This is a genomic window from Dactylosporangium sp. CA-139114 (genome assembly GCF_050955725.1).
Taxonomy (GTDB): domain Bacteria; phylum Actinomycetota; class Actinomycetes; order Mycobacteriales; family Micromonosporaceae; genus Dactylosporangium.
Map to the genome: position 1 here is coordinate 8,964,238 of NZ_CP192080.1, position 24,935 is coordinate 8,989,172.

Below are 24,935 nucleotides of genomic sequence, written 5' to 3' on the forward strand. Positions count from 1 at the left end.
CTACAGGCCGATGACGGCGAAGGGGTAGAAGTCGAGCCGGGTCAGGTCGCCCAGCGCCACCGGGGCCGGGCGGGCCGCGGCGTCGAGGACGAAGAAGCGGCCCCCGCACTCGTCGCGGATCGTGGCCAGCAGGTCGGCGAAGCGCTCGCGGTCCTCGCCGAGCATGATCGCGTTCCACTCGAACACGATCCGGCGGATGCGCCGGCCGCGGATGAGGCCCATCATGCCCAGGAACGCGTGGTACTCGCCGCCCTCGATGTCGATCTTCAGGATGTCGATCGGGCCGGCGTCGCGCAGGGCGTCGTCCAGCCGTACCGCCGGCACCTCCATCGTCGTGATCCGGTCGTCGCGGTGCGGGTTGCCGGGGCGCACGTGGATCGAGGAGTCGCCGACCCACTTCGCCGAAGCGTTGAAGGTGATGGTCGTGTCCGAGGAGAACGCGGCCTCGCCGCGCACCGTCACGTCGTGCTCGGTGAGCCAGTTGACGGCGAGGTTGTCGCGCAGGAGGCCGGCCGTGACCGGGTTGGCCTCGAACGCGACGACCCGGCCGGTGCCGCCGACGCGCTGGGCGGCCAGGACGGTGAAGTAGCCGATGTTGGCCCCGACGTCGACGAAGGTCTGCCCGGGGCCGATCTCGGCGGCGAGGAACCGGGTCAGCGGGGGCTCGATCGCACCCCAGGTCACCAGCGACGGCATGAGGCTGTAGTCGTCGGACGGGACCACCAGCATCGCGCCGTAGACGGCGTCGACGAGCATCCGGCCGCGGCCGATATAGGTGCCGCGCATCCCGCCGCGCGGCGCGGGGGGCTCGGGTGCGGCGGGGGGCGGCGGCGGTACGGCGGCCGGGCCCGGCAGCGTCAGCAGGCTGCGCGCGTTGACGGCCGGGTCGTCGCTCATGGCGAGGCGGGCCCGGGCGGGGAGGGCGTGGCCCTCGGGCTCGCCGTAGACCACGACGTCGGGCACCTCGCGCCCCCCGGCCAGCTGCCACATGAGCCCGGCCATGGCGTCGCCCACCGCTGCGGTCACCTCCGGCACGCCCTTGACCACGAGCGCCAGCTCCAGGCCGGGCGTGGCCAGGGCGTACTGCATCGCCCCGGCCAGCACGACGGCGGCCGGTTCCACGAGGTCCGGGTCGACGTCGACGACGATCCGGTCGACCGGCGAGGACTGCGCCGCCGCGGCGGGGGCCGGCGCCTCGACGACGGGCGCCGGGAGCGCGGGGGCGTCCGCGGGGAACGCCGACAGCCAGTGGCACACCGCGTAGGCCGACGGGAACGTCGCGCCCTCGCGCGGGGGTTCGGTCCAGTGGTACGGGTAGAAGATCTCCGGCCCGAAGACCGCGGGCGTCACGCGGCCGAGCCCGTCCTGCTCGGCCACGACGCGGGTGAGCAGCTCCGCGCCGGTCTGCTCGTCGCGGGGCCGGCCGGGCCGCCACGCGACCGAGTTCGGCAGCGCGGCCACGACGGCGGCGATGAGCGGGTGCCCGGGCGCGGCGCCGAGCACGCCGTCGGCGAGGCGGAAGCCGTCCTCGCGGGCGCAGAACACGTCGACGCCGCCGAGCAGCGGCTCGATGTTGCGCAGGCACTCCAGGTCGGTGCCGAGGAACACGCCGCCGTGGGCGAGCAGCAGCTCGTAGCGCAGGATGTCCTCCCGCTGCCCGGGCGGCGCCGCGTCGAAGAGCGCCTGGTTGGTCAGCGGCGGCAGGCCGGCCCCGGTCCACAGCTTCAGCTCCCAGCCGGGGTGGTGGCGCAGCCAGCTCTCGCCGAACTCGCGTTCGCGCTCGCTCAGCGGGCCGTCGAGCTTGATGCGGTGGAAGACCCGCGGGAGGAGCAGACGTTCGAGCACCGCCGTCATCGGAGACTCCCCACCAGGTCGCGGATGTTCAGCAGGCGCCGCAGGGTCTCGGCGAGCTCGCCGCGCGGCAGCGGCAGGGCGTGGCGGGCCGGGTCGTGGCCGTCGACGGGGGCGAAGGAGGCGACGAGGTCGCAGGCGCGCCACAGGTCGTCGGCGCCGTCGCCGGGCAGCATCTCGTAGTCGCAGGGCACGTCGATGTCGGCGGCGGTGATGGTGAGCCCGGGCGGCACCCCGACGACGAGCGTCGCCGCGCCGGACGGTGTCCGCGCGAGCTCCGCGGCGACCTCGTCGAGCAGCGGCGAGAGGGCGCTGATGCCGATGCGCAGCGGGCGGCCCTCCTCGCGGGCGGCGGTGCGGCGGGTGACGAGCAGCCAGCCGAGGCTCGCCTCGATGGAGCTGACCGTCACCAGGTCCTGGTGCATGCGGTCGAGGAGGGTGCCCTTGCCGTGCGGGTCGTGGGCGCGGCGCAGCTCCTCGACGGTGGACGGCCGGTCGGTGGTCATGAGGCGCAGGCGGGCGTCGGTGCGCCGGCCGACCTTGCGGGTGGTCGCCTCATAGGTGGTGCCGCGGTACGCCGGGTGCGTGCGCAGGTCCGGGTGCCGCTCGGCGAGGTGGGCCCGGGCCTGCCCGACGCGGCCGGCGCGGCGCATGAGCGACTCCGGGTCGAGGCCGATCCGCACCCGCTGCACCGCGTGCCGGTTGTGCACGACGCGCAGGCCGCGGGGTTTGCGGGAGAGCCGGTAGGCGAGGTCGGCGTCCTCGGCGAAGGGCACCTCGAAGCGGGCGTCGCCGAGCACCGAGCGGCGGATGCTGCAGCGGCCGCCCCAGAACTGGTGCCAGTCGCCGATGCCGTAGTGGCGCAGGCCCTCGTGGCTGCGGTACACGGTGCCCCGGAAGGCGAGCCAGGCCTCGACGGTGCAGGCCCGGTCGGCGGCGGGGCCGGTCCAGCCGAGCACCGCGTCGACGTCGTTGCCGTGCTCGACGTACGTGCGCAGGTGTTCGGCGAGGCACCGGGGCGCGGGTTCGTCGTCGTCGTCGAGGAAGAACAGGATGTCGGCGTGGCTCGCCTCGATACCGACGTTGCGGGCCTCGCCGGGGCCGGCGTTCTGGTCGAGCCGGATGAAGGTCAGGTCGAGCCGGTCGAGGAAGGGCAGCACGACCAGCTCGGCGGACTCGGCGGAGCCGTCGTCGACGACCACGACGTGGAAGCGTTCGCGGGGCAGCGTCTGCTCGCACAGGGCGGCGAGGCAGTCGTGCAGGGCGGCGGGGCGCTGGTAGGTGGTGACGATGACGCCGAGGGTCAGGTCGGTCTTGGGTGGTTCGAGGTCGCCGGCGAGTTCGCGGTACACGTCGGCCCACCCCTTGCCGGCGCCGGGGCTGGAGTGGTCGAGCACGGGGCTGCCGGGGTCGAGCCAGTCGGCGAGCAGGCCGCGGTGGTCGGCGACGCAGACGAGGTCGGCGCGGGTGAACTGGTCGGTGAGGAAGATCTGGGCGGCCTCGCTCGGCGGCGGCTGCCACCCGGCGTGGATGCTGACCACGAGGGGCAGCCCCAGCAGCCAGGAGCGTTCGAGCAGGGCGGCGTCGGCGAGGTCGCCGGCGAGGTGGACGTGCACCACGTCGACGTCGCGGCCGGCGAGGAGCTCGGCCAGGAGCCGCTCCGACGGGGTGTCGCCGAAGAAGGGGTCGGGGCCGGGGACTTCCAGGGTGTAGTGCCTGACCCCCTGCTCCAGTCCGGTCTCCCGGAGGGTCGCGGTTGCCTGGGCGCGGGTCGGCTCGACGGCCAGCACGTCCCATCCGCGGGCCGCCACCTGGCGGGCCAGCGTGGCGCAGCGCCGATACGCGATCGAGTCGCGCGAGGGAAGGATGACGGCCGCACAGGGCCGGCGTGTGTTGTTCCGCACACCGGCCCCATCGGCACCCGATTCACACCTTTAGGAAAACCTTCGGCTCCCCGGCGGCGTGCTGGGGCTTGGTCCGGGGCCGCATGAACCTCGGCGCCCACCAGTTCGCGTTGCCCAGCAGGGTCATGAGCGCGGGCAGGACGACCGCGCGGATGATGGTCGCGTCGAGCAGGATCGCGGCGGCCAGCCCGACGCCGAGCTGCTTCATGTCGATCGTGCTCAGCGTGGCGAAGATGGCGAAGACGGCCACCATCACCACGGCGGCGCTGGTGACCACGCCGGCGGAGCCGGAGATGCCCTGGGCGACCGCCTCGCGGGTGGGCAGGCCCCGGCGGACCGCCTCGCGGATCCGGCTGACGACGAAGACGTGGTAGTCCATCGACAGGCCGAAGAGGACGACGAAGAGGAACAGCGGCAGCCAGGACACGACGGCGTCCATGGACTTGAAGCCGAGGATGCCCTCGGCCCAGGTGCCCTGGAAGATGAGCACGACGAGGCCGTACGACGCCGCCGCCGACAGCATGTTCAGCGCGATGGACGTGAGGGCCACGACGACCGAGCGGAACGTGAACGCCATGACGATGAAGGTCAGGACAAGGACGAAGCCGACGACGAGCGGCAGCTTGTGCTGGATGTGCGCGGCGTAGTCGACGTCGGCCGCGACGAACCCGCCGACGGCGATCTCCGCGCCCGGCACGGCGCCGAGGGTCTGCGGCACCAGCTGGGTGCGCAGCCGGGTGAGGGACTCCTTGGCCTGCTCGGAGCGGCCCTCGAACGGGGTGGCGACGTCGAGCACGGCGACGCGCCCGTCCTTGGAGACCTGGACCTGCGGCTCCTGCTCCAGGGGCGCGAACAGCGGGTCGGCGGCCGCCTTCTGGGCGAGCTGGGTCAGGGCCGACTTCGTGGCGTCGAGCCGGCCGGCGGGGACCCGCACCGCGACCTCGTGCACCGTGCCGTTGCTCGGGAACGCCTTCACGAGGCGGTCGTACGCCTGCATCGCCGGTGTGGTCCGGGGCAGGTCCTCCATGCCGGGGAAGGTGAGCCGCATGCTCAGCGCCGGCGCGGCGAGGGCCAGCAGGGCGAGCACCGAGATCGCGAGGGTGGCGGCCGGGCGGCGCAGCGCGGGCCGCAGGATCGCCGACCACACCCGGGATCCCCGCTCGTCGGTGCGGGGCCGGGTGAGCCGCCACAGGAGCGGGACGCGGGGCCGGTCGATCCAGCGGCCGAGCTTGGCCAGCAGGGCCGGCAGGACGGTGAGCGAGCCGAGCACGGCGACGAGCACGACGAGGATGGAGCCGAGCGCCAGGGAGGAGAACACGACGTCGCCGGCGAGGAAGAGCCCGGCCATGGCGATCGTCACGGCGATGCCGGAGACGACGACGGCGTGCCCGGAGGTCTCCGCGGCGATCTCGACGGCGTCGAGGTGGGCCCGGCCCTTGGCCCGCTCCTCGCGCTCGCGGCGCAGGTAGAACAGGGAGTAGTCGACGCCGACGGCCATGCCGATGAGCAGGATGACGCTGGAGGTGGTGTCGGTCGACGGGATCAGGTGCGAGGCGAGCGTGGACAGCCCGAGGGCGGCCGCGACCGAGGACAGGGCGAGCAGCACGGGGATGCCGGCGGCGATGAGCGCGCCGAAGGCCACGATGAGGATCGCGAAGGTGACGGGGAGGCTGAGGTACTCCGCGCGTTTGAAGTCCTGCCCGAGCGTGTCGTCCATGGCCTTGGAGATGGACGGGCCGCCGGTCTCCTCGACCCGCAGGCCGGGGTGGCGGCGCTGGACGTCGGCGGTGGCCGCGGTGAGCGGGGCGAGCCGGTCCTGGGCGGTGCCGGGGTCGCCCTTGAGGGTCACCCGGACGAGCACGGCGCTCTGGTCGCGGGCGGGCAGCGGGTCGGCGACCTCGGCGACGTCCGGCAGCGCCCGCATGGCGGTCCGGACGTCGGCGGCCGCGGCCATCGCCGCGTCGTGGTCGAGCGCGCCGGTGCGCGCGGTGATGAGGACGCTCTCGGTGGCCGGGTTGTCGAAGTGGCCGTCGTCGACGATGACGCCGGCCCGGCCGGACTCGCCGATGGCCTGGTCGCGGTTGGTGGCCTCGACGGTGCCGGCCATGTTCCCGCCGACGAAGCACACGGCGACGAACGCGACCCAGAGGGCGATGGCGCGCCACGGGTGCTCGGCACTCCAGCGCGCGATGCGAACCGTTACTGGTCTCTTCTCCACGCCGATGACGCTATGGATCGGGCGGCCGCCGGACATCCGGGCCGCACCCGGCCCGCACCCGGATCCGCGAACCGGGGGTTCCCCTGAGTATCAGGGGCCGCGCGGTGCCACCGGTCTGCAACCGACCGGCAACCGAGGAAAGCACCGTTCTGCCTCAACATGGCCGCTACCGGGCCGATGCCTCCAGTGAGCAAGGATGGCTCACCCCTAGGCCAATGGACTGGCGACACACCGACGGGGGTCCGATTTTCGTGCTCGAGGACACCACGCAGGTCGCCCTGCACGGAGCCCTGACGGGGCTCGCCAAGCGGCAACGGGTGATCGCCGACAACATCGCCAACATCAACACGCCCGGCTTCCTCGCCGGCCGCGTCGAGTTCGAGGACGCCCTGCGCATGGCCGTGCAGGCGGGTGACCCGGCGGACGCGAGCATCACGACGGCGCGGTCGCTGGAGCCGACCCGTGAGGACGGCAACAACGTGAACCTCGACCACGAGGTCCTGTCGAACATCGACACCGGGCTGCGGTACCAGACCATGCTGCGCGCGACCGACGACAAGTTCGGGCTCCTGCGCACGGCCATCCGGGGCTGATCGCGGTGACCATCTTCGGCGCGATCGGCATCGCCGGCACGGGCGTGACCGTGTACCGCAAGTGGCTCGACGCGGTGTCGGACAACATCGCGAACATCAACGACGCCGTGCCGACGAGCGGGCAGGCGTTCCGCGCCCGTTACGTGCAGGCGCAGGCGGTCCACTACGGCGACGGCGAGGGCGGTGTGCGGGTCGCGGGCACGGCGCTCGGCGATCCGAAGGGGCGGCTGGTGTACGAGCCGGAGAACCCGATCGCCGACCGGGAGGGCTACGTCAAGTACCCCGACATCGACCTCGGCAGCCAGATGACCCAGCTGATCATGGCGCAGCGCGCGTACCAGGCGAACCTGACCGTCGTCGACCGCGCCAAGGACCAGTACCAGGCCGCGATCCAGGTCGGTAAGGGCTGAGCATGAGCATCGACGCGATCCGGCCGCTCGGCGCCATCTCGCCGATCTCCTCCGCCATGAACACCACCGACACGTCCGGGTCCTCGGCGGACCCGGCGGCCGGGGTGCAGTTCGGCGCCATGGTCGCGCAGGGCCTGCAGAAGCTGCAGGACGTGCAGAACACCGCCGACAACCTCGCCGTCGAGGCGGCCACGGGCCGGCTCACCGACGTGCACGACTACATCATCGCCGCGACCGAGGCGAGCCTCGCCACGAGCCTGACGGTCGCGGTGCGCAACAAGGCCCTAGACGCCTTCAACGAGATCATGAGGATGCAGGCCTGATGCGTGACCGGCTCACCGCGCTCGGGCGGCGGGGGCTGGACGGCTGGAAGTCGTTCAGCCCCGGGCAGAAGGCCGTCACGATCTTCGCCGTGCTGGCGCTCGCGATCGGCGGGTACTTCTTCGCGAGCTGGTCCGGCCAGCCGGCCATGGCCCCGCTGTTCTCGAACCTGGCCGCCGCGGACGCGAGCGCCATCGTGGACAAGCTCAACGCGGACGGGGTCACGTACTCCCTCTCCGACGGCGGCGGCACCATCAACGTGCCCGCCGACCAGGTGTACGCGCTGCGCATCGAGATGAGCGGCGCCGGGCTGCCGGCCCAGGGCGACGCCGGGTACTCGCTGCTGGACAAGCAGGGCATCATGACCAGCGAGTTCATGCAGCAGGTGACGTACCGCCGCGCCCTGGAGGGCGAGCTCGCCAAGACCATCGGCTCGATCAAGAACGTGAACTCGGCGTCGGTGCACCTGGCCATCCCCGAGAAGGACGTGTTCACCGACGACCAGCAGGCCCCCACCGCCTCCGTGCTGGTGAACACGGGCAACCAGTCGCTGACGGGCGACCAGGTCACCTCGATCGTGCACCTGGTGTCCTCCAGCGTGGAGGGGCTCGAACCGAACGCGGTGACGGTCGTCAGCGCCGGCGGCAAGGTGCTGTCGACGTCCGACTCCAGCGGCGGCCCCGGTGACGGCGGGGGCGCGGCGACGTCGGCCTACGAGCAGCGGCTGCGCACGGCCGTGCAGACGATGCTCGACACCGTCGTCGGGCCCGGGCACTCGGCCGTGAACGTCACCGCCGCGCTGAACTACGACAACACCGAGACCAAGACGCAGAAGTACGTCGCCGACCCGGCCGTGCCGCCGCTGTCGGAGCAGAAGAAGTCCGAGCAGTACTCGGGCGGCAACGGGGTGCCGGTCGGCGGGGTACTGGGACCGGACAACATCCAGGTGCCGAACGGGACGGGAGCCGGCGGGGACGGGCAGTATCAGCAGACCACCGAGACCCGCAACAACGCGGTCGGGATGGTCACCGAGACGACGAAGAGCGCGCCCGGGCGGGTGGACAAGCTCGGCATCGCGGTGATCGTCGACAGCGCGGTGGCGAAGGTGGACCTGGCCCAGCTGCAGCAGCTGGTCTCCTCCGCGGTGGGGCTGGACCCGGCCCGCGGCGACCAGATCGCGGTCTCGTCGATGGCGTTCGACACCTCCGCGGCCACCGCCGAGCAGAACGCGGCCAAGGAGGCGGCCAAGGGGCAGCAGGCGCAGGTGATGCAGCAGTACATCCAGATGGGCGCGATCGTGCTGGGGCTGCTGATCCTGCTCATCATCGCGGCCCTGGCCCAGCGCAAGCGCAGGAAGGCGGAGCAGCAGAAGCTCACCGAGGAGCAGAACGCCGCGCTCGAGGACATGCAGGCCGCGATCGAGGCGGCCCGGGCCAAGCTGGCGCTCGAGGGCGGCGGCGGGCCGGGCGGGGCGGCGGCCCTGGAGGGCGGGGGCGCGCCGGGCGACGAGTTCGACCGCGACGGCCGCTTCCGCGACCTCACGACGATGGTGGAGAAGCAGCCCGACGAGGTCGCGCAGCTGCTGCGCGGCTGGCTCGCGGACCGGCGCGGATGACGACCATGCTGAGGGTGATCCATGGTCACGGGTGAGATGACGGGGCTGCGCAAGGCCGCCATCCTGCTCGTGCAGATGGGCAAGGACGAGGCTGCCAAGATCATGGCGCACCTCCGTGAGGCGGAGGTGGAGGAGCTCACCGCCGAGATCGTGCGGCTGGGCCAGGTCGAGGCGGACGTCGCCAACGTGGTGCTCGAGGAGTTCCACGACATGGCGACCGGGCACAAGTACGTGGGCCAGGGCGGCATGGACTTTGCCCGCGACCTGCTCGAGGCCTCGCTGGGCCGGGAGCGGGCGGGCGAGATCGTGGGCCGGCTCAACACCGTGTTCATGGACGTGCCGTTCGGCTTCCTCGGCCAGGCCGACCCGCGGCAGCTGCTGTCGTTCCTGCAGGACGAGCACCCGCAGACGATCGCGCTCGTCCTCGCGCACATGACCGCGACGCAGGCCTCGCAGATCCTGTCGGGCCTGGCGCCGGAGCTGCAGGCCGACGTCGCGCACCGCATCGCCGTCATGGACCGCACCTCGCCGGACATCATCCGCCAGGTCGAGGCGACGCTGGAGCGCAAGATGTCCTCGGTGCTGCAGCCCAACGACCTGTCGAACGTCGGCGGCCTGGAGCCGCTGGTCGAGATCATCAACCGGACCGACCGGGCCACCGAGCGGCTGATCCTGGAGGGCCTCGCCGGGCGCAACCCGGAGCTGGCCGAGGAGATCCGCTCGAAGATGTTCATGTTCGAGGACATCGTGTCCCTCGACGACCGCTCGATCCAGCTGGTGCTGCGGCAGGTGGAGACCAACGACCTCGCGACCGCGCTCAAGGGCGTGCGCGAGGAGGTGCGCCAGAAGGTCATGAAGAACCTCTCCGAGCGCGCCGCGGAGAACCTGGCCGACGAGATCGAGATGCTCGGCCCGGTGCGGCTGCGCCAGGTCGAGGAGTCGCAGGCCAAGATCGTCCAGGCCATCCGCACGCTCGAGGAGTCCGGCCAGATCGTGATCAGCAGGGGCGATGACGATGAGTTCGTCGGCTGACTTCGCCCCGGCCGAGTTTCCCCCGGCCGGGGCCCGCGACGACTACCCGCTGGCGTTCCCGCCGCCGGAGCGCAAGCCCGCGGGCACCCCGCGGCCGGCCTTCCCGCCGCCCCCTCCCCCGCCGGTGACCCCGGCGACGCGCGCGTTCCCGCCGCCGCAGGAGCCGCCGACGGTCCGCTTCGGCGAGAGCGTCCTGCGCGACGCCCGCGCCGGCTCGGCCCCCTCGGCCCGTTTCGACGTCGACCTGCGCGAGCGCGAGACGATCCCGCCGGAGCTGCTCGCGCGGTGGCGGGGCGAGGCGGAGGCGACCGGGTACGCGGCCGGCTGGGCGCAGGGGTTGCGCGAGGCCCGCGAGGAGGCGGCGCGGACCGCGGCGGTCGTCGCGCAGCAGGCGGCGCAGACCGCCGAGGCGCAGCGGCAGCGCATCGAGCGGGCCCTGCTCGGGCTCGGGCAGGCGGCCACGGCCCTGGAGGGCCGGGCGGTGCCGGCCGCGCACGACATCGAGGAGCAGATCGTGGCGACGGCGTTCGCGATCGCCGAGGCGGTGCTGAGCCGGGAGCTGCGCACCGCGACCGAACCGGGCCGGGAGGCGCTGGCCCGCGCGCTGGCGCTCGCACCCTCGGCAAGTCCGGTGACCGTACGGCTCAACCCGGCCGACCGGTTGACGATTGGCGAGACGGAACTGGTCATGGACGGCCGCACGGTGACGCTCGTGGACGATCCGGGCCTGCGCTCCGGCGACGCGATCGCGCTGTGCGACGCCACGACCGTCGACGCCCGGCTGGGCCCCGCGCTCGACCGGGTCCGGGAGGTCCTGCAGCAGTGACATCGGCGCTTCCAGCGGGCCTGACGCACACGGGTCGGCTTCAGCAACGGCTCCTGGCGGCCGCGCACGCCGCCCATCCGCGCGTCACGGGGCGGGTGGTGTCGATCGTCGGCCTGTCGGTCACCGTGGCCGGGGTCGAGGGCAGCGTCGGCGACCTCGTCGAGATCGGCGACCCGCAGCGGGGTGCCGTCGTGCCGGCCGAGGTCGTCTCGCTCAACGGCGACCGGCTCGCCTGCCTGCCCCTCGGCCCGCTCACCGGCATCGGCACCGGCAGCCCGGTCAGCAGCACGGGCGCGCCGCTGCAGATCCCCGTCGGCCCCCAGCTGCGCGGGCGCATCCTCGACGGGCTCGGCCGCCCGATGGACAACGGCCCGGCGCTGGTCGGGCTCGAGCACGTGTCGGTGGAGCACGACGCCCCGGTCGCGCTCGAGCGCGGGCGCGTGCTGGAGCCCCTCTCGCTCGGCGTGCGCGCGCTCGACACGCTCGTGCCGTGCGGGCGGGGGCAGCGGATGGGCATCTTCGCGGGCTCCGGCGTCGGCAAGAGCTCGCTGATGTCGATGATCACCCGCGGTACCGACGCCGAAATCTCCGTCATCGGACTGGTCGGCGAGCGCGGGCGCGAGGTGCGCGAGTTCATCGAGAACGACCTCGGCCCCGAGGGCCTGGCCCGCTCGGTCGTGGTCATCGCCACCTCGGACCAGCCGCCGCTGGTGCGGCTGCGGGCCGGGTTCGTGGCCACGCGCATCGCCGAGTACTTCCGCGACGGCGGCCAGGACGTGCTGCTGCTCATGGACTCGCTCACCCGCACGGCCATGGCCCAGCGCGAGGTCGGGCTGTCGGCGGGCGAGCCGCCGGCCACCCGCGGGTATCCGCCGAGCGTCTTCGCGCTGCTCCCCCGGCTGCTGGAGCGGGCCGGCCCGGCCCCGGTGGGCAGCATCACCGGCCTCTACACCGTGCTCGTCGAGGGCGACGACCACAACGAGCCGATCGCGGACTCGGCGCGCTCGATCCTCGACGGCCACATCACGCTCGACCGGCGCCTGGCCACGTCCGGGCACTTCCCCAGCATCGACGTGCTCGAGTCCGTCTCCCGGGTCGCGAACGCGGTGACGACCCGCGAGCAGCGGGCCGCGGCGACCGCGCTGCGCCGGATGCTGGCCGCGCACCGGGACGTGCGGGAGCTGGTGGAGATCGGGGCGTACCAGGCCGGCACCAACCCCGATGCCGACCGGGCCCGCGAGCTGTGGCCCCGCATCAACGACTTCCTCCGGCAGGACATGGAGGACACCACCCCGGCGCCCCGGGCGTGGCAGCTGCTCGACGAACTCCTGGCAGGTGGCTGATGGCCAAGAGCGGATTCCGGCTGGGCGCCGTGCTGCGCGCCCGCAAGGCCCAGGAAGACATGGCAAAAGCCGCGGTCGTACGCGCACGAGCCGACGCCACCGACGCCGTCCAGCGCGTCCGCGCCCGCGAACGCGACCTCGACGGCCGGGCGGTGCCCAACGCCGCGACGGCCGCGGCGTACGCGGCCACGCTGACCGCCCGCCAGGCCCTCGCCGGCGAGCTGGCGGCCGCGATCGGCCTGAGCCGGCTCGCCGACGAGACCGTCGAGGAGCGCATGCGCGAGCTCACCGACGCCGCCGTGCAGCGCCGCACGATCGAGAAGCTCCAGGAGCGCCACGACCTCACGCGCAAGCGCACCGAGGCGGCCGCGGAGGAGAAGGCGGTCGACGACCTCACGACGTCGAGCTCCTACAGGGAGGACCGGCAGTGACCGTTCTCGAGGCCCAGTCCCGCATCGCCGAGATCCGCTCGATGCTCGGGCTGCACCGCCCCACCGCCCTGGACGCCGGCTCGTCGTTCAAGGACGCGCTGCGCTCCCAGGTGGACTCGGCGTCCACGGCCGTGCCCGCGCTCGGTCGCACCACGCCCGTCACGGGCACCCAGGTGGTGCAGGCGGCGCAGCGGTACGCGGGGACCCCGTACAAGTTCGGCGGCAACACCCCCGAGAGCGGCCTCGACTGCTCCGGCCTGGTCCAGCGCGCCTACGCCGACGTCGGCATCAAGCTCCCCCGCACCGCCGCGGACCAGGCGAGCTTCGGCACCGCGGTGTCCTCGCTGGCCCAGGCCCGCCCCGGCGACCTGCTCGCGTTCGGGCGCCCGGTGCACCACATCGCCATCTACGCCGGCGACGGCACCATGGTCGTGGCCCCGCACACCGGCGAGGTCGTGAAGACCGAGAAGGTCACCGGCACCCCGACGGCGATCCGGCGCATCATCCCGACCGCGACGACGCCCGCGATCCGCCCGGCGGCGCTGTCGTCGGCGCAACTGCCGGAGTCGGTACCGTACGCCGAGCTCTTCCAGTCCGCCGGCGCCCGCTACGGCGTCTCCCCCGCCCTGCTGGCCGCGGTCGCGAAGGTGGAGTCGGGCTACAACCCCAACGCCGTGAGCCGCGCGGGCGCGCAGGGCCTCATGCAGATCATGCCCGGCACCGCGCGCGGCCTGGGCGTGAACGCGCTGGACCCGGCCCAGGCCGTGGACGGCGCGGCCCGGCTGCTGTCGTCGCACATCAAGCAGTTCGGCAGCGTGGACCTGGCGCTGGCCGCGTACAACGCGGGCGGGAGCGCGGTGAGCAAGTACGGCGGCATTCCGCCCTTCGCCGAGACCCAGGCCTACGTCCCGAAGGTGAAGGCGGCCCTGGCCCAGCTGTCGGCCCGCGCGATCGGCCCCCTGACCGAGTCGACGACGCTCACCCCGTCGACGCTCGCCGCCCTGTCGCTGGGCGCGGGCGCGTCGCCGTCCCTGGCTTCCCTGATGTCCGCGGAGTCCACTTCGGACGGAGGTCTGCTCGCATGATTCCCACCGCTTCGGCCACGACGAGGACCACGGACACGGGCCTGCCGTCCGTCCTGGGCGGACCGTCCACACTGGACGAAACCTTCGCGGCCGCGTTGGAGGCCGCCAAGAGCGCCGAGGCCCTGGTGGTGCGCCCACGGTTCACCCGCGAGCAGCTCCGCTCGGCGGTCGCTCCCGCGGTGGACTCGGCCGCGCCCTTGACGAACCTGCTGCAGAACGCCATGGCGCGCACCGTGCCCGACCGGGGCCAGGACCGGCCCGCCACGGCCGCACCCCTGACGTCCCCGCCGGACATCACCGCGGCCCAGGAGGCGGCCGTCCTGGACGCGGCCATGCGCATCGCCGGGGTCCTGGTGGCCGCCCAGCAGCCGAAACCGGAGGTCTCCCTTCCCGGCGGTGCGGTCACGGCCGCGATCCCGCCGCCGGCCGTCCCGGTCGTCACGACCGTGCCGATCGCGCCGACCACCTCGGCGGGCCCGGCTGCTCCGGCCACCGCGACCGCCTCGGCTGCAGCGGCTGCTCCGGCCACCCCGACCGCCTCGGCCGCCCCGACTGCTCCGGCGGCCGACACCGCCGTCCGCGCCGCCCTCGCGGCGGACCTGGAGTCGAGGCTGGCGGCGGCTGCCACGGGCACGCGGCCGACCACGTTCGTCACCGCACCGGTGGTCGCCCTGCCTGCCCAACCGGCCGTGACCCCGGCCTCGGCCGCCGTGCCCGCGACCGCGACTCCGACCGCGCCTGCCACGCCGCCCGCGACCCCGGCAACGTCCGCGACGCCGCCCGTGACCGCGCCCCCGGCTCCGACTGTGGCCGCGTTTGCGACCTCGGCTCCGATCGCGGTTCCGGCCCCCGCGGCAGCCATCTCGACCCCGGCCGAGGCCGCCGCGAGCCAGGCCGAGGCGAGCCTGGTCGTCACCGCCCGGACCCCCGAGCCCGGCATCGTCGTGGGCGAGGCCGTCCTGCGCAACGAGCACGGGGTCGTGGCCGCCGAGGTCATCGCCACCACGGCACCGCAAGCCCGGTCGCGGCCGGGGGTCCCGACGACAACGGGCGTCGCCCCCGCCCCGCTGACGAGCACGCCACCCATCACCGCGGGGGCACCCTCGGCCGACATCCCCGTTCCCGTGGCGACCGCCACCGCGGCACCGGCCGCCGCCTCTACCCCGGCGTCCGTCGCCACCCCAGCGTCCGTTGCCACCCCGGCGTCCGTTGCCACCCCGGCGTCCGTCGCGACCCCGGCGTCCGTCGCCACCCCGGCATCCGTCGCCACCCCGGCGTCCGTCGCTACCCCGGCATCCGTTGCTGCCCCAGCGTCCGTTGCTACCCCGGCGTTCGTCGCTACCCCGGCCGCCGGCGCTGGGCCGGTCGCTGATGCCGGCGTCGTGCCCACCGGCAACCCGCCCGCGACGGCCGCCGCACCCGTCGCGACGGCCGGCACCACGCGACACCCGAACCCCGGCCTCGGCCCCACGACGCCGGATACTCCCGCCGCGCCGCCCCCGAACACCACGGTGCCGGCGCCCCACGCCGCCACCGCGACGGCCCAGCCGAGCGCGGTGCCCGACCCGAGCTTCAGCTGGGTGAACGGGCTCGTCACCACCGCGGCCGCGCCCAGGACCGAGAGCCCCGCGAAGCCCGATGACGGCGCCGCGGCCTCGGACGCGAGCACCACCGGCCTCGTGCCCAGCCTCGGCGCGACCGGCCTCGCCGTCCCCGCCGGTGTCGGCGTCGGCGGTGGCGGGGTCGGCGGTGGCGGTGTCGGGCACGGCATGAGCGGCGGCACCGGCGGGAGCGGTTCGCAGACGCCCGGCAACGGCCGCGCGGTCACCGGGGTCACGGCGGGCGGCAACACGTTCGCGGCGGTCATCGGGGGCGTCGGTGGTGCCGCGGTCGACGGGAGCGGGCTGTTCGGGGGCCAGGCCGCGTGGTCGAGCGTCGCGCCGCAGCTCGTGAGCGTGCTCTCGCCGCTGCGCAAGGGGCCCGACGGGGTGCACCGGATGACCGTCCGGCTCGACCCCGAGGAGCTCGGCCCCGTGAGCATCGTCGCCGAGGTGCGCGACGGCTCGATCTCGGTGCACCTGCGCGCCGATCGCGAGATCGGCCAGGCCGCGCTGCAGGCGGCGCTCCCGCAGCTGCGGGAGGACCTCAGCTCGGCCGGGTTCGCCCAGTGCGCCCTCGAGCTGAACCAGCAATCGTCCTTCCCGGGCAACGAATCGCAACATTTCTCAGGTCGGCACCCGGAGGGACGATCTCAACAACGAGCGCCCGAACGCGTCGAAACGGGCGCTGAGCCCACACCGGCCGAGCCCATGGACGGACTCGACGTCCGCCTCTGACCCGGCCCGAAAGCCGGCGCGGCAGGCAGGTCGGCATGCAGGCAGATAGGTCGGCATGCAGCCAGGCAGGCAGGTCGGCAGGCAGGCAGGTCGGCAGGCAGGCAGGTCGGCAGGTCGGCAGGCAGCCAGGTCGGCAGGCAGGTCGGCAGGTCGGCAGCGAACGGACCCGCCCGCACCACAGCTCGGGCAGCACCGCACCAACACCAGCACCACCGCGACTCGGGCAACACCAGCAGCACCGCGACCCAAGCAGGACGGGCCGCGCACCGGACCGAACAAGGGAGTGCGCCATCACCGCCCCGACGCCGGTCAGTGGCAGCGTCGCCGACTACGTGCCGAAGACGTATGCACCGACCAAGAAGACCGATGCCACTAATGCCACGACCGCGAAGCAGGACCCGGACAAGCCCGCGAAGCCGGGCGGCGATCTGGGCAAGGACGCGTTCCTGAAGCTGCTCGTGGCCCAGCTGAAGTATCAGGACCCGAGCAAGCCGATGGACAACTCCGAGTTCCTGGCGCAGACCGCGCAGTTCACGACGGTCGAGAAGCTCGAGGATCTCGCCACGGCCGAGCAGAGCATGCTCAACGCGCAGCTCCAGCTCGGGGCGAGCAACCTGATCGGCAAGACGGTCACCTACGCGGACAAGGACGGCCACCCCATCACCGGCGTCGTGTCGTCGGCCAAGTTCTTCACCGGGGGGCCGCCCACCCTGCACGTGGGCAACACGGACATCGCCCTGGCGAGCGTGACCGAGGTGTCGGACGGCCAGACCCCACCGGCGACCCAGAACCCGCAGCCCGCACCGCCAGGCGCGCAGACCACGCAGCCAAGCGCGCAGACCACGCAACCGGGCACGCACGACACGCCACCGGCCGCGCAGAACACACAGCCAAGCGCGCAGAACACGCAGCCAGGCGCGCACGACACGCCACCGACCGCGCAGAACACACAGCCAAGCGCGCAGAACACACAGCCAAGCGCGCAGAACACGCAGCCGGCCGTGCAGAACGGACAGCCCGCGCAGTCCGGCGCGCAGCAGCAACAACCTCAGCAACAGCAGCAGCAACAGCAGCAACCAGCGGGGACGAACCCGTCAGCGCCGGCCCGACCCGCACCCGGCCAGCCCGCGTCCTGAAAGGAAACCACCCCACATGCTCCGCTCACTCTTCTCCGGCATCAGCGGCCTGCGCGCACACCAGCAGATGCTGGACGTGACCAGCAACAACATCGCCAACGTGAACACGGTGGGGTACAAGTCCGCGCAAACGGTCTTCGCCGACACGCTGAGCCAGATGATGCGCTCCGCCGGCGCCCCGCAGCCGGAGATCGGCGGCACGAACCCGGCCCAGGTCGGCCTGGGCGTGCGCCTGGCGGCGATCAACACCACGTTCGTGCAGGGCTCCGCGCAGACGACCGGCCGGCCCACCGACGTGATGATCTCCGGTGACGGCTTCTTCGTCGTGAACTCGGTGAACGAGCAGCTCTACACGCGGGCCGGCGCGTTCAACTTCGACGCCGAGGGCAAGCTGGTCACCCCGACCGGCGCCGCGGTGCAGGGCTGGCCCGCGGTCAACGGCGTGGTCAACAGCAACGCCCCGCTCGGCGACATCCGCCTGCCGATGGGCACGCTCATCGCGCCGACGGCCACCGACACCGTGGTGATCGCGGGCAACCTGCCGGCGAACGCGCCCGACCCCTCGACGATCACCCGGTCCATCAAGACGTACGACGTCACGGGCAACACGGTCACCCTGACCCAGACCTTCGACTTCACGGGCGGGGCGTGGACGATGACGTTGTCCGACGGCACGAACAGCGTCGGCCCGACCGCGTTGACCTTCGGATCCAACGGGCAGATCACCGGCCCCACGTTCACCGACAAGAACGGTGCCACCAAGGTCGGCATCATGTACGACCCGCTGGCCACGGGCACGGGCATCGGCGTGGACCTGGCGGGCCTGACGGAGTACACCGGCAACACCACGGTGCAGCCGCTGTCCCAGAACGGCGCTCCGGCCGCGACGCTGCAGTCGTTCAGCATCAACCCCGACGGGCAGCTCGTGGGCGTGTTCTCCAACGGCAACAAGCAGACGATCGCCCAGCTGGCGCTCGCGAACTTCAACAACCCGCCCGGCCTGGAGAAGACCGGTGACTCGCTGTACCGCTTCACCGTCAACTCCGGCCTGGCGCAGGTCGGCGCCCCGGGCACCAGCGGCCTCGGCACGCTGCAGAGCGGCGCCGTGGAGATGTCCAACGTCGACCTGGCTCAGGAGTTCACGAACCTGATCGTCGCCCAGCGCGGCTTCCAGGCCAACTCCAAGGTCATCAGCACGTCGGACGACGTGCTCCAGGAGCTGGTGAACCTCAAGCGGTAGGTCCTAGGAGGGCGCCGTGATTCTGCTGACCCGACTCAACGGCCCGGTGTTCGCGCTCAACCCCGACCTGGTCGAGCGGGCCGACTGCACCCCGGACACCGTGATCACGCTCGTCGACGGCACCAAGTACCTCGTCGCCGAGTCGCTGCCCGAACTCGTGGCGCTCGTGCGGCAGTACCGTGCCTCGGTCGTCGTCGAGGCGCAGCACCTGGTCGGGCAGACGCCGGACGAGCGCGCCGAGGCCGCCGCCGAGCGGGTCAAAGAGACCAATGTCGTCCGTCTGCACCGTCGGGAGCGCTAGGCACCATGGATCCGGCAACCCTCGCAGGAATCGTCCTCGCCTTTATCGCGATCTTCGCCGCGATGATCCTCGAGGGCGGCAGTCCCGGCTCGATCTTCCTGGTCCCGCCGCTGGTGCTGGTGTTCGTCGGCACCCTCGGCGCGGCCATGGCCGGCGGCATGCTCAAGGACACCATCGCCCTCGTCGACTCGCTCAAGCGGGTGCTGCTGAGCAAGTCCGCGGTGTACGACTCCCTCGTCGACGACATCGTCAAGCTGGCCGAGAAGGCGCGGCGGGAGGGTCTGCTGGCCCTCGAGGACGCGATGAAGGAGGTGCAGGACCCCTTCCTGAAGAAGGGCCTGCAGCTCGCGATCGACGGCACCGACTCCGAGGAGCTCGCCGCGATCCTGGAGGCCGAGGTCGACGCGAAGAAGAAGGCCGACAAGCAGGCCGCGGCGATCTTCACGGCCATGGGCGGCTACGCGCCGACGATCGGCATCATCGGTACCGTCATCGGCCTCATCCATGTGCTGGAGAACCTCAGCCAGCCCGAGAAGCTGGGCCACCTGATCGCGGGCGCGTTCGTGGCCACCCTGTGGGGCGTGCTGTCCGCGAACGTCATCTGGCTGCCGATGGGCGCCAAGATGAAACGCCTGTCCGACATCGAGTGCGGGCAGATGGAGCTGGTCATCGCCGGCATCATCAACATCCAGGCGGGCGCCAACCCGCGTCTGGTCGCGCAGAAGCTGCGCAGCCTCCTGCCTCCGGGCGCCTCCAAGGAGAAGGAGAAGGCCGCGTAACCGGCCCACACCGACTCGGCAACCGCCCGGCACTCCGGTGTCGGGCGATCGGTCCGATGTCATCCCCGACGGCGTTACAACGACCTGAGGGGGGGCCGCCGCGATGAGTGGTGGTGGACACGCGGCGAAGGCCGGCGCGCACGCCAAGCACAAGAAGGGCGGCCACGACGAGGAGGAGCACGAGAACCACGAGCGGTGGCTGGTCTCCTACGCCGACATGATGACCCTGCTCATGGTGCTGTTCATCGTGCTGTTCGCGATCTCCCAGGTCGACCAGAAGAAGTTCGCCGAGCTCAAGAACGGCCTCGCGGTCGGCTTCGGCAACCCCTCCGTCGCCTTCGACGGCGGCGAGGCCAGCCTCATGGAGTCCTCCGACTCCAACAGCCCCATGGACCTCTCCTCCGGCATCGGCGGCACCACCTCCGACGCCACCGCCGTCCAAGAGGCCGTCCAGGCCAAGGAGCGCTCCAACGCCTCCAAACGCCAGGCCGCCGCCGCGGCCGAGATCAAGAACTACGACAAGATCAAAGCCGACATCACCGCGGAACTGACCAAACACGGCCTCCAGGACCAGGTCAAGTACTCCATCGACGAACGCGGCCTCATCGTCACCATCGTCACCACCGGCATCGTCTTCAACGGCAACGAGGCCACCCTGCTCACCGCCGGCCAACAGATCATCGACGGCATCGGCCCCGCCATCGCCGCCCTGCCCAACACGATCGAAGTCGACGGCCACACCAACCAGCTCACCGGCGGCACCGGCACCTACCCCTCCGGCTGGGAACTGTCCTCCGCCCGCGCCGCCGCCGTCGTGCGCACCCTCCACACCGACGCCGGCATCGCCGACAACCGCCTGCAAGCCACCGGCTTCGCCGACACCAAACCCCTCTACCCCACCACCGACCCACGCGCCGAAACCCTCAACCGCCGCGTCGAGGTCATCGTCCTGTCCAACCTACCGGCCGACACCCGGGCGCTGCTGCCCTCGGCTGCAACCACCACCAGCTGACGAAGGAGGCACCCCATGGCCGACAAGGACGAGAAGACCACCGAGGAGACCCCCGGCAAGGGTGGGAAGAAGAAGCTCATCATGATCGTGGCGATCGCCCTGGTCGCACTGGTCGGCGGCGGCGTCGGCGGCTACATGATGTTCGCCCCGAAGAAGGCCACGGCCGAGCCGGCCCCGACCCCCGGCGTCGTCTCCGTGCTCGACGCGATCACGATCAACCTGGCCGACGGGCACTACCTGAAACTCAAGATGACCCTGCAGGCCACCACCGACGCCGCCGAGGCCCCCGACGGCTCCAAGGCCCTCGACATCGCCATCGAGCAGTTCAGCAACCAGAGCGAGGACGCCCTGCTGACCGCCGAGGGCCGCGAGAAGGCCAAGAAGGAGCTCGTCGAGAAGGTCGTGAAGGCCTACACGGAGGACAAGAAGAAAGAGGTTATGGACGTCTACTTCACCACGTTTGTGATTCAGTAGCGGGAGCACCGGTGCGGACCTGGAGGTTTCGGAGGAAACCTTCAGGTCCGTTTCGGCCGTTTTACGTCAACCTGCACCCGAAAAGACCGATGGTAAGAGAGTGACGCAGTCAACGTCCGCGACCGGGAGTGGTCGCACGCCGGGCAGGATGCACCGGCGTGGGTCCAAGAGCTCCGGGCCCGAGCCGTATGACTTCCGCCGACCGACCAAGCTCTCCCGGGAGCACGTCCGGACGCTCCAGATCGCCTACGAGACCTTCGCCCGCCAGTACGCCACGCTGCTGACCACGAGCCTGCGCGCCGTGTCGTCGATCAGCCTGATCTCCATCGAACAGCTCACCTACGACGAGTACATCTCGAGCCTGTCGAGCCCGACGGTCGTCGCGATGTTCTCCATGGACCCCCTGCCCGGCACCGCCATCCTGGAGTTCTCCCTGAGCACGGCCATGGCCTGCATCGACCACATGCTGGGCGGCCCCGGCGGCCCCCAGCCACAGCGTCCGCTGAGCGACATCGAGATGCCGTTGCTGCACGGCCTCATCGATCGCACGCTCGGCGAGCTGCGGTATGCCTTCGAGGGGATCGTGGCGCTGCGGCCGCAGATGACGACGATCGAGTACAACCCCCAGTTCGCCCAGGCCGGAGCCGCCTCCGACGCCGTGATCGTGTCGTCGTTCGAGATGCGCGTGGGCACCGAGGAGTGCATGGCCACGATCTGCCTGCCGTTCGGGTCGATCTTCCCGAAGCTGCAGGGCGAGCGGGGCGACGCGGTGCTGACCGACGCGCAGCGGGCGGCCCGCGAGGCCGCGTACCGTAATGTCGTCGCCGGCCTGGAAGGCGCGCCGATCGAGGTCTCCGTGCGGTTCCAGCCGGTGCGGATGCACCCCGCGGACCTGGTCGGGCTGCAGCCCGGCGACGTGGTCCCACTGGCGCACCCGACGTCGGCCCCGCTCGCCGTGGTTACCGCGGACATCACGTTCGCCTACGCCGTGCCCGGCGCGCAGGGCAACCGCATGGCCTGCCTGGTGGTGCCGAGCCCCCAGCCGGGTCAGCGCCCCACCCACCGGCCCGCCGGACAACTCGGCATGAACCGCGCTGAGGAGACCAGCCGATGACGATCGGTACCAACGAGGCCTCGCTGGCCCGCGCCGAGGCGGCCGCGCAGGCCGCCGTGGCGCTGCTGCCCGCCAGCTCCCCGCTCTCCGTCGGCGTGCCGACGCAGAACGCGGACGACCTCGCCATCACCGGCCAGGCGGTCCGAGCCCGCTTCGCCGGCGCGGCGCAGGGCGAGGTCGCGATCGTCGTCACGCAGGATCTCGTCGAGGCGCTCGCCAACTCGCCCATGGGCAGCCTGGACCTCAGCCAGGCCGTGCGTCCGGCCCTGGAGGCGGCCGCGGCCGTCCTCGGGCCCGTCGTGGTCGACCCGGGCGAGCTGCTGCAGCCGGCGCAGGCCCTCGCGGAGCTCGTCGCCGCCGGCGGCGTCCTGATCCCGCTGGAGGCCGGTGAGCTCGGGGTCCAGGCCGTCGTCGGGCTCGCGGTCGCGGCGGAGGTCACGGGCGCCGACGGCGGCGACGCCGGGGCGGCGGACCGCTCGGAGCGGGCCCGCGGCGGCCCGCCCGCGTTCGACCTGCTGCACGACGTCGAGATGGAGGTCACGGCCGAGCTGGGGCGGACCCGGATGAGCGTGCGCGAGCTGCTCTCCCTGGCCCCGGGCGCGGTGATCGAGCTCGACCGCGCCGCCGGCGGCCCGGCCGACCTGCTGGTCAACGGCCGGCTCATCGCCCGCGGCGAGGTCGTCGTGATCGACGAGAACTTCGGCATCCGGATCACCGAGATCGTCGGCCCGAGCGACCGGGCCTAGGACGGCAGCGACCGATGGAACTCGTACTGCGCGTCTTGTGCTCACTCACCGTAGTGTTCGCGATACTCTGGGCGCTGATGCGGATCGCCCGACGCCCGCTCGGCGGCCGCAGTGGAGGAGCCGTCACCGTGGTGGCACGCCAGCAGCTCAGCCGCGGCTCGTCCGTCGCGGTCGTCAAGGTCGCCGACCGGGCCCTCGTGCTCGGCGTCAGCGACGCGGGCGTGTCGCTGCTCGCCGACGCGGACGCCGCGCTCTTCCCGGAGCCGCAGCCCCTCGAGAATCCGCTCGCCCCGGCCCTCAAGCTGATCCGCAAGAGCGCCTCGTGAAGCGTCTGGCCGCTGTCGTACTGCTGATGCTCGCACTGTTCCTCCTGGCGTCCCCGGGCATCGCGGAGGCGGTCCCGACCCCGAAGCCGCCCGCCCCGCCGAGCGCCCCCGTGATCGACGGCAACCCCGACGGCAGCGTGAACATCGACGTCAACGGGGTCAAGCCGAGCCAGTCGATCACGATCCTGGTCGCCCTGACGCTGCTGTCGGTCGCGCCGGCCCTCCTGCTCACGATGACCTCGTTCACGAAGGTCTTCGTCGTGCTCAGCATCACCCGTAACGCCATGGGCCTGAGCAACGTGCCGCCCAACCAGGTCATCGCCGGGCTGGCCCTGTTCATCAGCCTGTTCATCATGTCGCCGGTGCTCTCCGAGGTGAACAAGGAGGGCGTGCAGCCCTACCTGCACGGCGAGAAGACCCAGTCCGTGGCGTTCAAGGAGGGCTCCGAGCCGCTGCGGAACTTCATGCTCAAGCAGACCCGCAAGGACGAGATCGCGCTCTTCACCAAGATCGCCGATCGGCCCGCCCCGAAGAACAAGGACGACGTGCCGCTGACGACGCTCATCCCCGCCTTCGTGCTCTCCGAGCTGCGGGCCGCGTTCATCATCGGCTTCGTCATCTACATCCCGTTCCTGGTGATCGACATGGTGGTCTCGGCCGCCCTGATGTCCCTGGGCATGATGATGCTGCCCCCGGTCACGATCGCCCTGCCCTTCAAACTGCTGCTGTTCGTGCTGGTCAACGGGTGGGGGCTGATCCTCACCGCACTGGTGGCGAGCTATCGCGGCTGATTGCCGAGGTTCCACATGACCGATACGAAGATCATCGAGCTGGCCCTGCAGGCGATGACGATCGCCGCCAAGCTCGGCGGCCCCATCCTGCTCACCTCGCTCGTCGTGGGCTTCGCGGTGTCGCTGTTCCAGTCCGTCACCCAGATCCAGGAGAGCACGCTGAGCTTCGTGCCCAAGGCGGCCGCGATCGGCGCCGCCCTGGTGATCGCCGGCAACTGGATGCTGCACGAGATGGTGGCGTACACCGAGCAGCTCTACGCCTCGATCCCCGCGCTGATCAATGGCGCTTGACCTCTCGCTGAGCACGGTCATCGCGATCCTGCTGGCCTCGATCCGGGCCGGCGTGTGGCTGGCCCTGTGCCCGCCGTTCAGCAACAAGGGCACCCCGACGACGGTGAAGGGCCTGCTCTCCATCGCGATCGCGCTGCCGCTCGCCCCGAAGCTGGCCACCCAGGTGCCGCCGGAGATGTCCGCGGGCTTCCTGGTCACCAACGCGATCGAGCAGGCCGCGGTGGGGGCCGCGATCGCGTTCCTGACCATGATGATCTTCGCCGCGACGCAGATCGCGGGCAACCTCATCGACCTGGTCGGCGGGTTCACGCTGGCGTTCGCGATGGACCCGTTCTCCCTGCAGGGCAACGCGGTCTTCGGCCGGTTCTACGGACTCATCACGATGGCCATCATGTACGCCACCGACGCCCACCAGCTGATCCTGCGCGGGTTCGCGGCGTCGTACACCGCGATCCCCCTCAACGGCACGATGTCGATGACCCACTTCACCCAGCTGGTGACCACGGGCGCCGGGCAGATGTTCCTGGCCGGCCTGCAGATCGCGGCGCCCCTGATCGCGATCATGCTCGCCGTGGACGTCGCGCTCGGTCTGCTGACCCGGGCCGCCCCGGCGCTGAACCCGTTCTCGTTCGGCTTCCCCGCGAAGATCTTCCTGACCCTGAGCATCGTGGGCACGGCCATGATGCTGCTGCCGAACGCGATGGCCAACCTGACCACCCAGTCGGTCAACCTGCTGCTGAGGCTCTTCAGTCCGTAGGTG

Annotated in this window: 25 protein-coding genes; 22 read left to right on the forward strand and 3 right to left on the reverse strand. The window is 72.1% G+C overall.

Features of this window, described 5'->3' with window-relative positions; translation table 11 throughout:
- Genes ACQP2P_RS40190 through ACQP2P_RS40200 form a run of 3 tightly spaced genes read right to left on the reverse strand, consistent with a single transcriptional unit; the run spans position 1 to position 5,973 of the window.
- Complete coding sequence (locus ACQP2P_RS40190) at positions 1-1,854, reverse strand: FkbM family methyltransferase (protein WP_433610095.1); 1,854 nt, start codon at positions 1,852-1,854, stop codon at positions 1-3.
- The gene (locus ACQP2P_RS40195; protein WP_433610097.1) at positions 1,851-3,755 is read right to left on the reverse strand and encodes a glycosyltransferase; all 1,905 of its coding nucleotides are present in this window, start codon (positions 3,753-3,755) and stop codon (positions 1,851-1,853) included. The genes ACQP2P_RS40190 and ACQP2P_RS40195 overlap by 4 nt, the downstream gene beginning before the upstream one ends.
- Before the next feature lie 22 nt (positions 3,756-3,777).
- Entirely contained in the window at positions 3,778-5,973 is a 2,196-nt protein-coding gene (locus ACQP2P_RS40200) for an MMPL family transporter (RefSeq protein ID WP_433610099.1), read from the reverse strand.
- A 215-nt stretch (positions 5,974-6,188) separates the two neighbouring features.
- Between ACQP2P_RS40200 and ACQP2P_RS40205 the strand changes: the two genes are divergently transcribed.
- The 22 genes from ACQP2P_RS40205 (at position 6,189) to ACQP2P_RS40310 (ending at position 24,932) form a co-directional block, all read left to right on the forward strand.
- A complete protein-coding gene (locus tag ACQP2P_RS40205) occupies positions 6,189-6,566 on the forward strand; it encodes a flagellar basal body rod protein FlgB (protein WP_433610101.1) in 378 nt (125 codons plus the stop codon).
- Positions 6,567-6,571: 5 nt separating this feature from the next.
- Positions 6,572-6,976: a flagellar basal body rod protein FlgC gene (locus ACQP2P_RS40210; RefSeq protein WP_433610103.1), complete on the forward strand. Its 405-nt coding sequence runs from the start codon at positions 6,572-6,574 to the stop codon at positions 6,974-6,976.
- A gap of 2 nt (positions 6,977-6,978) precedes the next feature.
- Positions 6,979-7,299, forward strand: coding sequence for a flagellar hook-basal body complex protein FliE (fliE, locus tag ACQP2P_RS40215; protein ID WP_433610105.1), 321 nt, complete (start codon positions 6,979-6,981; stop codon positions 7,297-7,299).
- Positions 7,299-8,912, forward strand: coding sequence for a flagellar basal-body MS-ring/collar protein FliF (gene fliF, locus ACQP2P_RS40220; protein WP_433610107.1), 1,614 nt, complete (start codon positions 7,299-7,301; stop codon positions 8,910-8,912). The genes fliE and fliF overlap by 1 nt, the downstream gene beginning before the upstream one ends.
- Before the next feature lie 21 nt (positions 8,913-8,933).
- A complete protein-coding gene (gene fliG / locus ACQP2P_RS40225; RefSeq protein ID WP_433610109.1) occupies positions 8,934-9,944 on the forward strand; it encodes a flagellar motor switch protein FliG in 1,011 nt (336 codons plus the stop codon).
- Positions 9,922-10,770: a FliH/SctL family protein gene (locus ACQP2P_RS40230; protein ID WP_433610111.1), complete on the forward strand. Its 849-nt coding sequence runs from the start codon at positions 9,922-9,924 to the stop codon at positions 10,768-10,770. The genes fliG and ACQP2P_RS40230 overlap by 23 nt, the downstream gene beginning before the upstream one ends.
- Before the next feature lie 98 nt (positions 10,771-10,868).
- The gene (locus tag ACQP2P_RS40235) at positions 10,869-12,113 is read left to right on the forward strand and encodes a FliI/YscN family ATPase (RefSeq protein ID WP_433079943.1); all 1,245 of its coding nucleotides are present in this window, start codon (positions 10,869-10,871) and stop codon (positions 12,111-12,113) included.
- Positions 12,113-12,544 (forward strand): cell envelope biogenesis protein TolA, encoded by a 432-nt coding sequence (locus ACQP2P_RS40240; protein ID WP_433610114.1) that lies wholly within the window; start codon positions 12,113-12,115, stop codon positions 12,542-12,544. The genes ACQP2P_RS40235 and ACQP2P_RS40240 overlap by 1 nt, the downstream gene beginning before the upstream one ends.
- A complete protein-coding gene (locus ACQP2P_RS40245; RefSeq protein WP_433610116.1) occupies positions 12,541-13,629 on the forward strand; it encodes a transglycosylase SLT domain-containing protein in 1,089 nt (362 codons plus the stop codon). Before ACQP2P_RS40240 ends, ACQP2P_RS40245 begins: the two co-directional genes overlap by 4 nt.
- Positions 13,626-15,965 carry a flagellar hook-length control protein FliK gene (locus ACQP2P_RS40250; RefSeq protein WP_433610118.1) on the forward strand — a complete coding sequence of 780 codons (2,340 nt, stop codon included), beginning with the start codon at positions 13,626-13,628 and terminating at the stop codon, positions 15,963-15,965. The genes ACQP2P_RS40245 and ACQP2P_RS40250 overlap by 4 nt, the downstream gene beginning before the upstream one ends.
- Before the next feature lie 332 nt (positions 15,966-16,297).
- Complete coding sequence (locus tag ACQP2P_RS40255) at positions 16,298-17,101, forward strand: flagellar hook capping FlgD N-terminal domain-containing protein (RefSeq protein ID WP_433610120.1); 804 nt, start codon at positions 16,298-16,300, stop codon at positions 17,099-17,101.
- A gap of 16 nt (positions 17,102-17,117) precedes the next feature.
- Entirely contained in the window at positions 17,118-18,341 is a 1,224-nt protein-coding gene (locus ACQP2P_RS40260; RefSeq protein ID WP_433610122.1) for a flagellar hook protein FlgE, read from the forward strand.
- Between the two features lie 16 nt (positions 18,342-18,357).
- Complete coding sequence (locus ACQP2P_RS40265; protein ID WP_350626666.1) at positions 18,358-18,642, forward strand: flagellar FlbD family protein; 285 nt, start codon at positions 18,358-18,360, stop codon at positions 18,640-18,642.
- Positions 18,643-18,647: 5 nt separating this feature from the next.
- The gene (locus ACQP2P_RS40270) at positions 18,648-19,421 is read left to right on the forward strand and encodes a flagellar motor protein (RefSeq protein WP_433610124.1); all 774 of its coding nucleotides are present in this window, start codon (positions 18,648-18,650) and stop codon (positions 19,419-19,421) included.
- Positions 19,422-19,524: 103 nt separating this feature from the next.
- Entirely contained in the window at positions 19,525-20,433 is a 909-nt protein-coding gene (locus ACQP2P_RS40275; RefSeq protein WP_433610126.1) for an OmpA/MotB family protein, read from the forward strand.
- A gap of 15 nt (positions 20,434-20,448) precedes the next feature.
- Entirely contained in the window at positions 20,449-20,907 is a 459-nt protein-coding gene (locus ACQP2P_RS40280) for a flagellar basal body-associated FliL family protein (protein ID WP_433610128.1), read from the forward strand.
- Between the two features lie 148 nt (positions 20,908-21,055).
- Positions 21,056-22,021: a flagellar motor switch protein FliM gene (locus ACQP2P_RS40285; protein WP_433610130.1), complete on the forward strand. Its 966-nt coding sequence runs from the start codon at positions 21,056-21,058 to the stop codon at positions 22,019-22,021.
- Complete coding sequence (gene fliN, locus ACQP2P_RS40290) at positions 22,018-22,767, forward strand: flagellar motor switch protein FliN (protein ID WP_433610132.1); 750 nt, start codon at positions 22,018-22,020, stop codon at positions 22,765-22,767. The genes ACQP2P_RS40285 and fliN overlap by 4 nt, the downstream gene beginning before the upstream one ends.
- 77 nt (positions 22,768-22,844) lie before the next feature.
- Positions 22,845-23,093 (forward strand): flagellar biosynthetic protein FliO, encoded by a 249-nt coding sequence (locus tag ACQP2P_RS40295; RefSeq protein ID WP_433610134.1) that lies wholly within the window; start codon positions 22,845-22,847, stop codon positions 23,091-23,093.
- Positions 23,090-23,884: a flagellar type III secretion system pore protein FliP gene (gene fliP / locus ACQP2P_RS40300; protein WP_433610136.1), complete on the forward strand. Its 795-nt coding sequence runs from the start codon at positions 23,090-23,092 to the stop codon at positions 23,882-23,884. The genes ACQP2P_RS40295 and fliP overlap by 4 nt, the downstream gene beginning before the upstream one ends.
- Positions 23,885-23,899: 15 nt before the next feature.
- Positions 23,900-24,175 (forward strand): flagellar biosynthetic protein FliQ, encoded by a 276-nt coding sequence (locus ACQP2P_RS40305; protein ID WP_350619627.1) that lies wholly within the window; start codon positions 23,900-23,902, stop codon positions 24,173-24,175.
- Positions 24,165-24,932, forward strand: coding sequence for a flagellar biosynthetic protein FliR (locus tag ACQP2P_RS40310; protein ID WP_433610139.1), 768 nt, complete (start codon positions 24,165-24,167; stop codon positions 24,930-24,932). The genes ACQP2P_RS40305 and ACQP2P_RS40310 overlap by 11 nt, the downstream gene beginning before the upstream one ends.
- Positions 24,933-24,935: the final 3 nt, after the last annotated feature.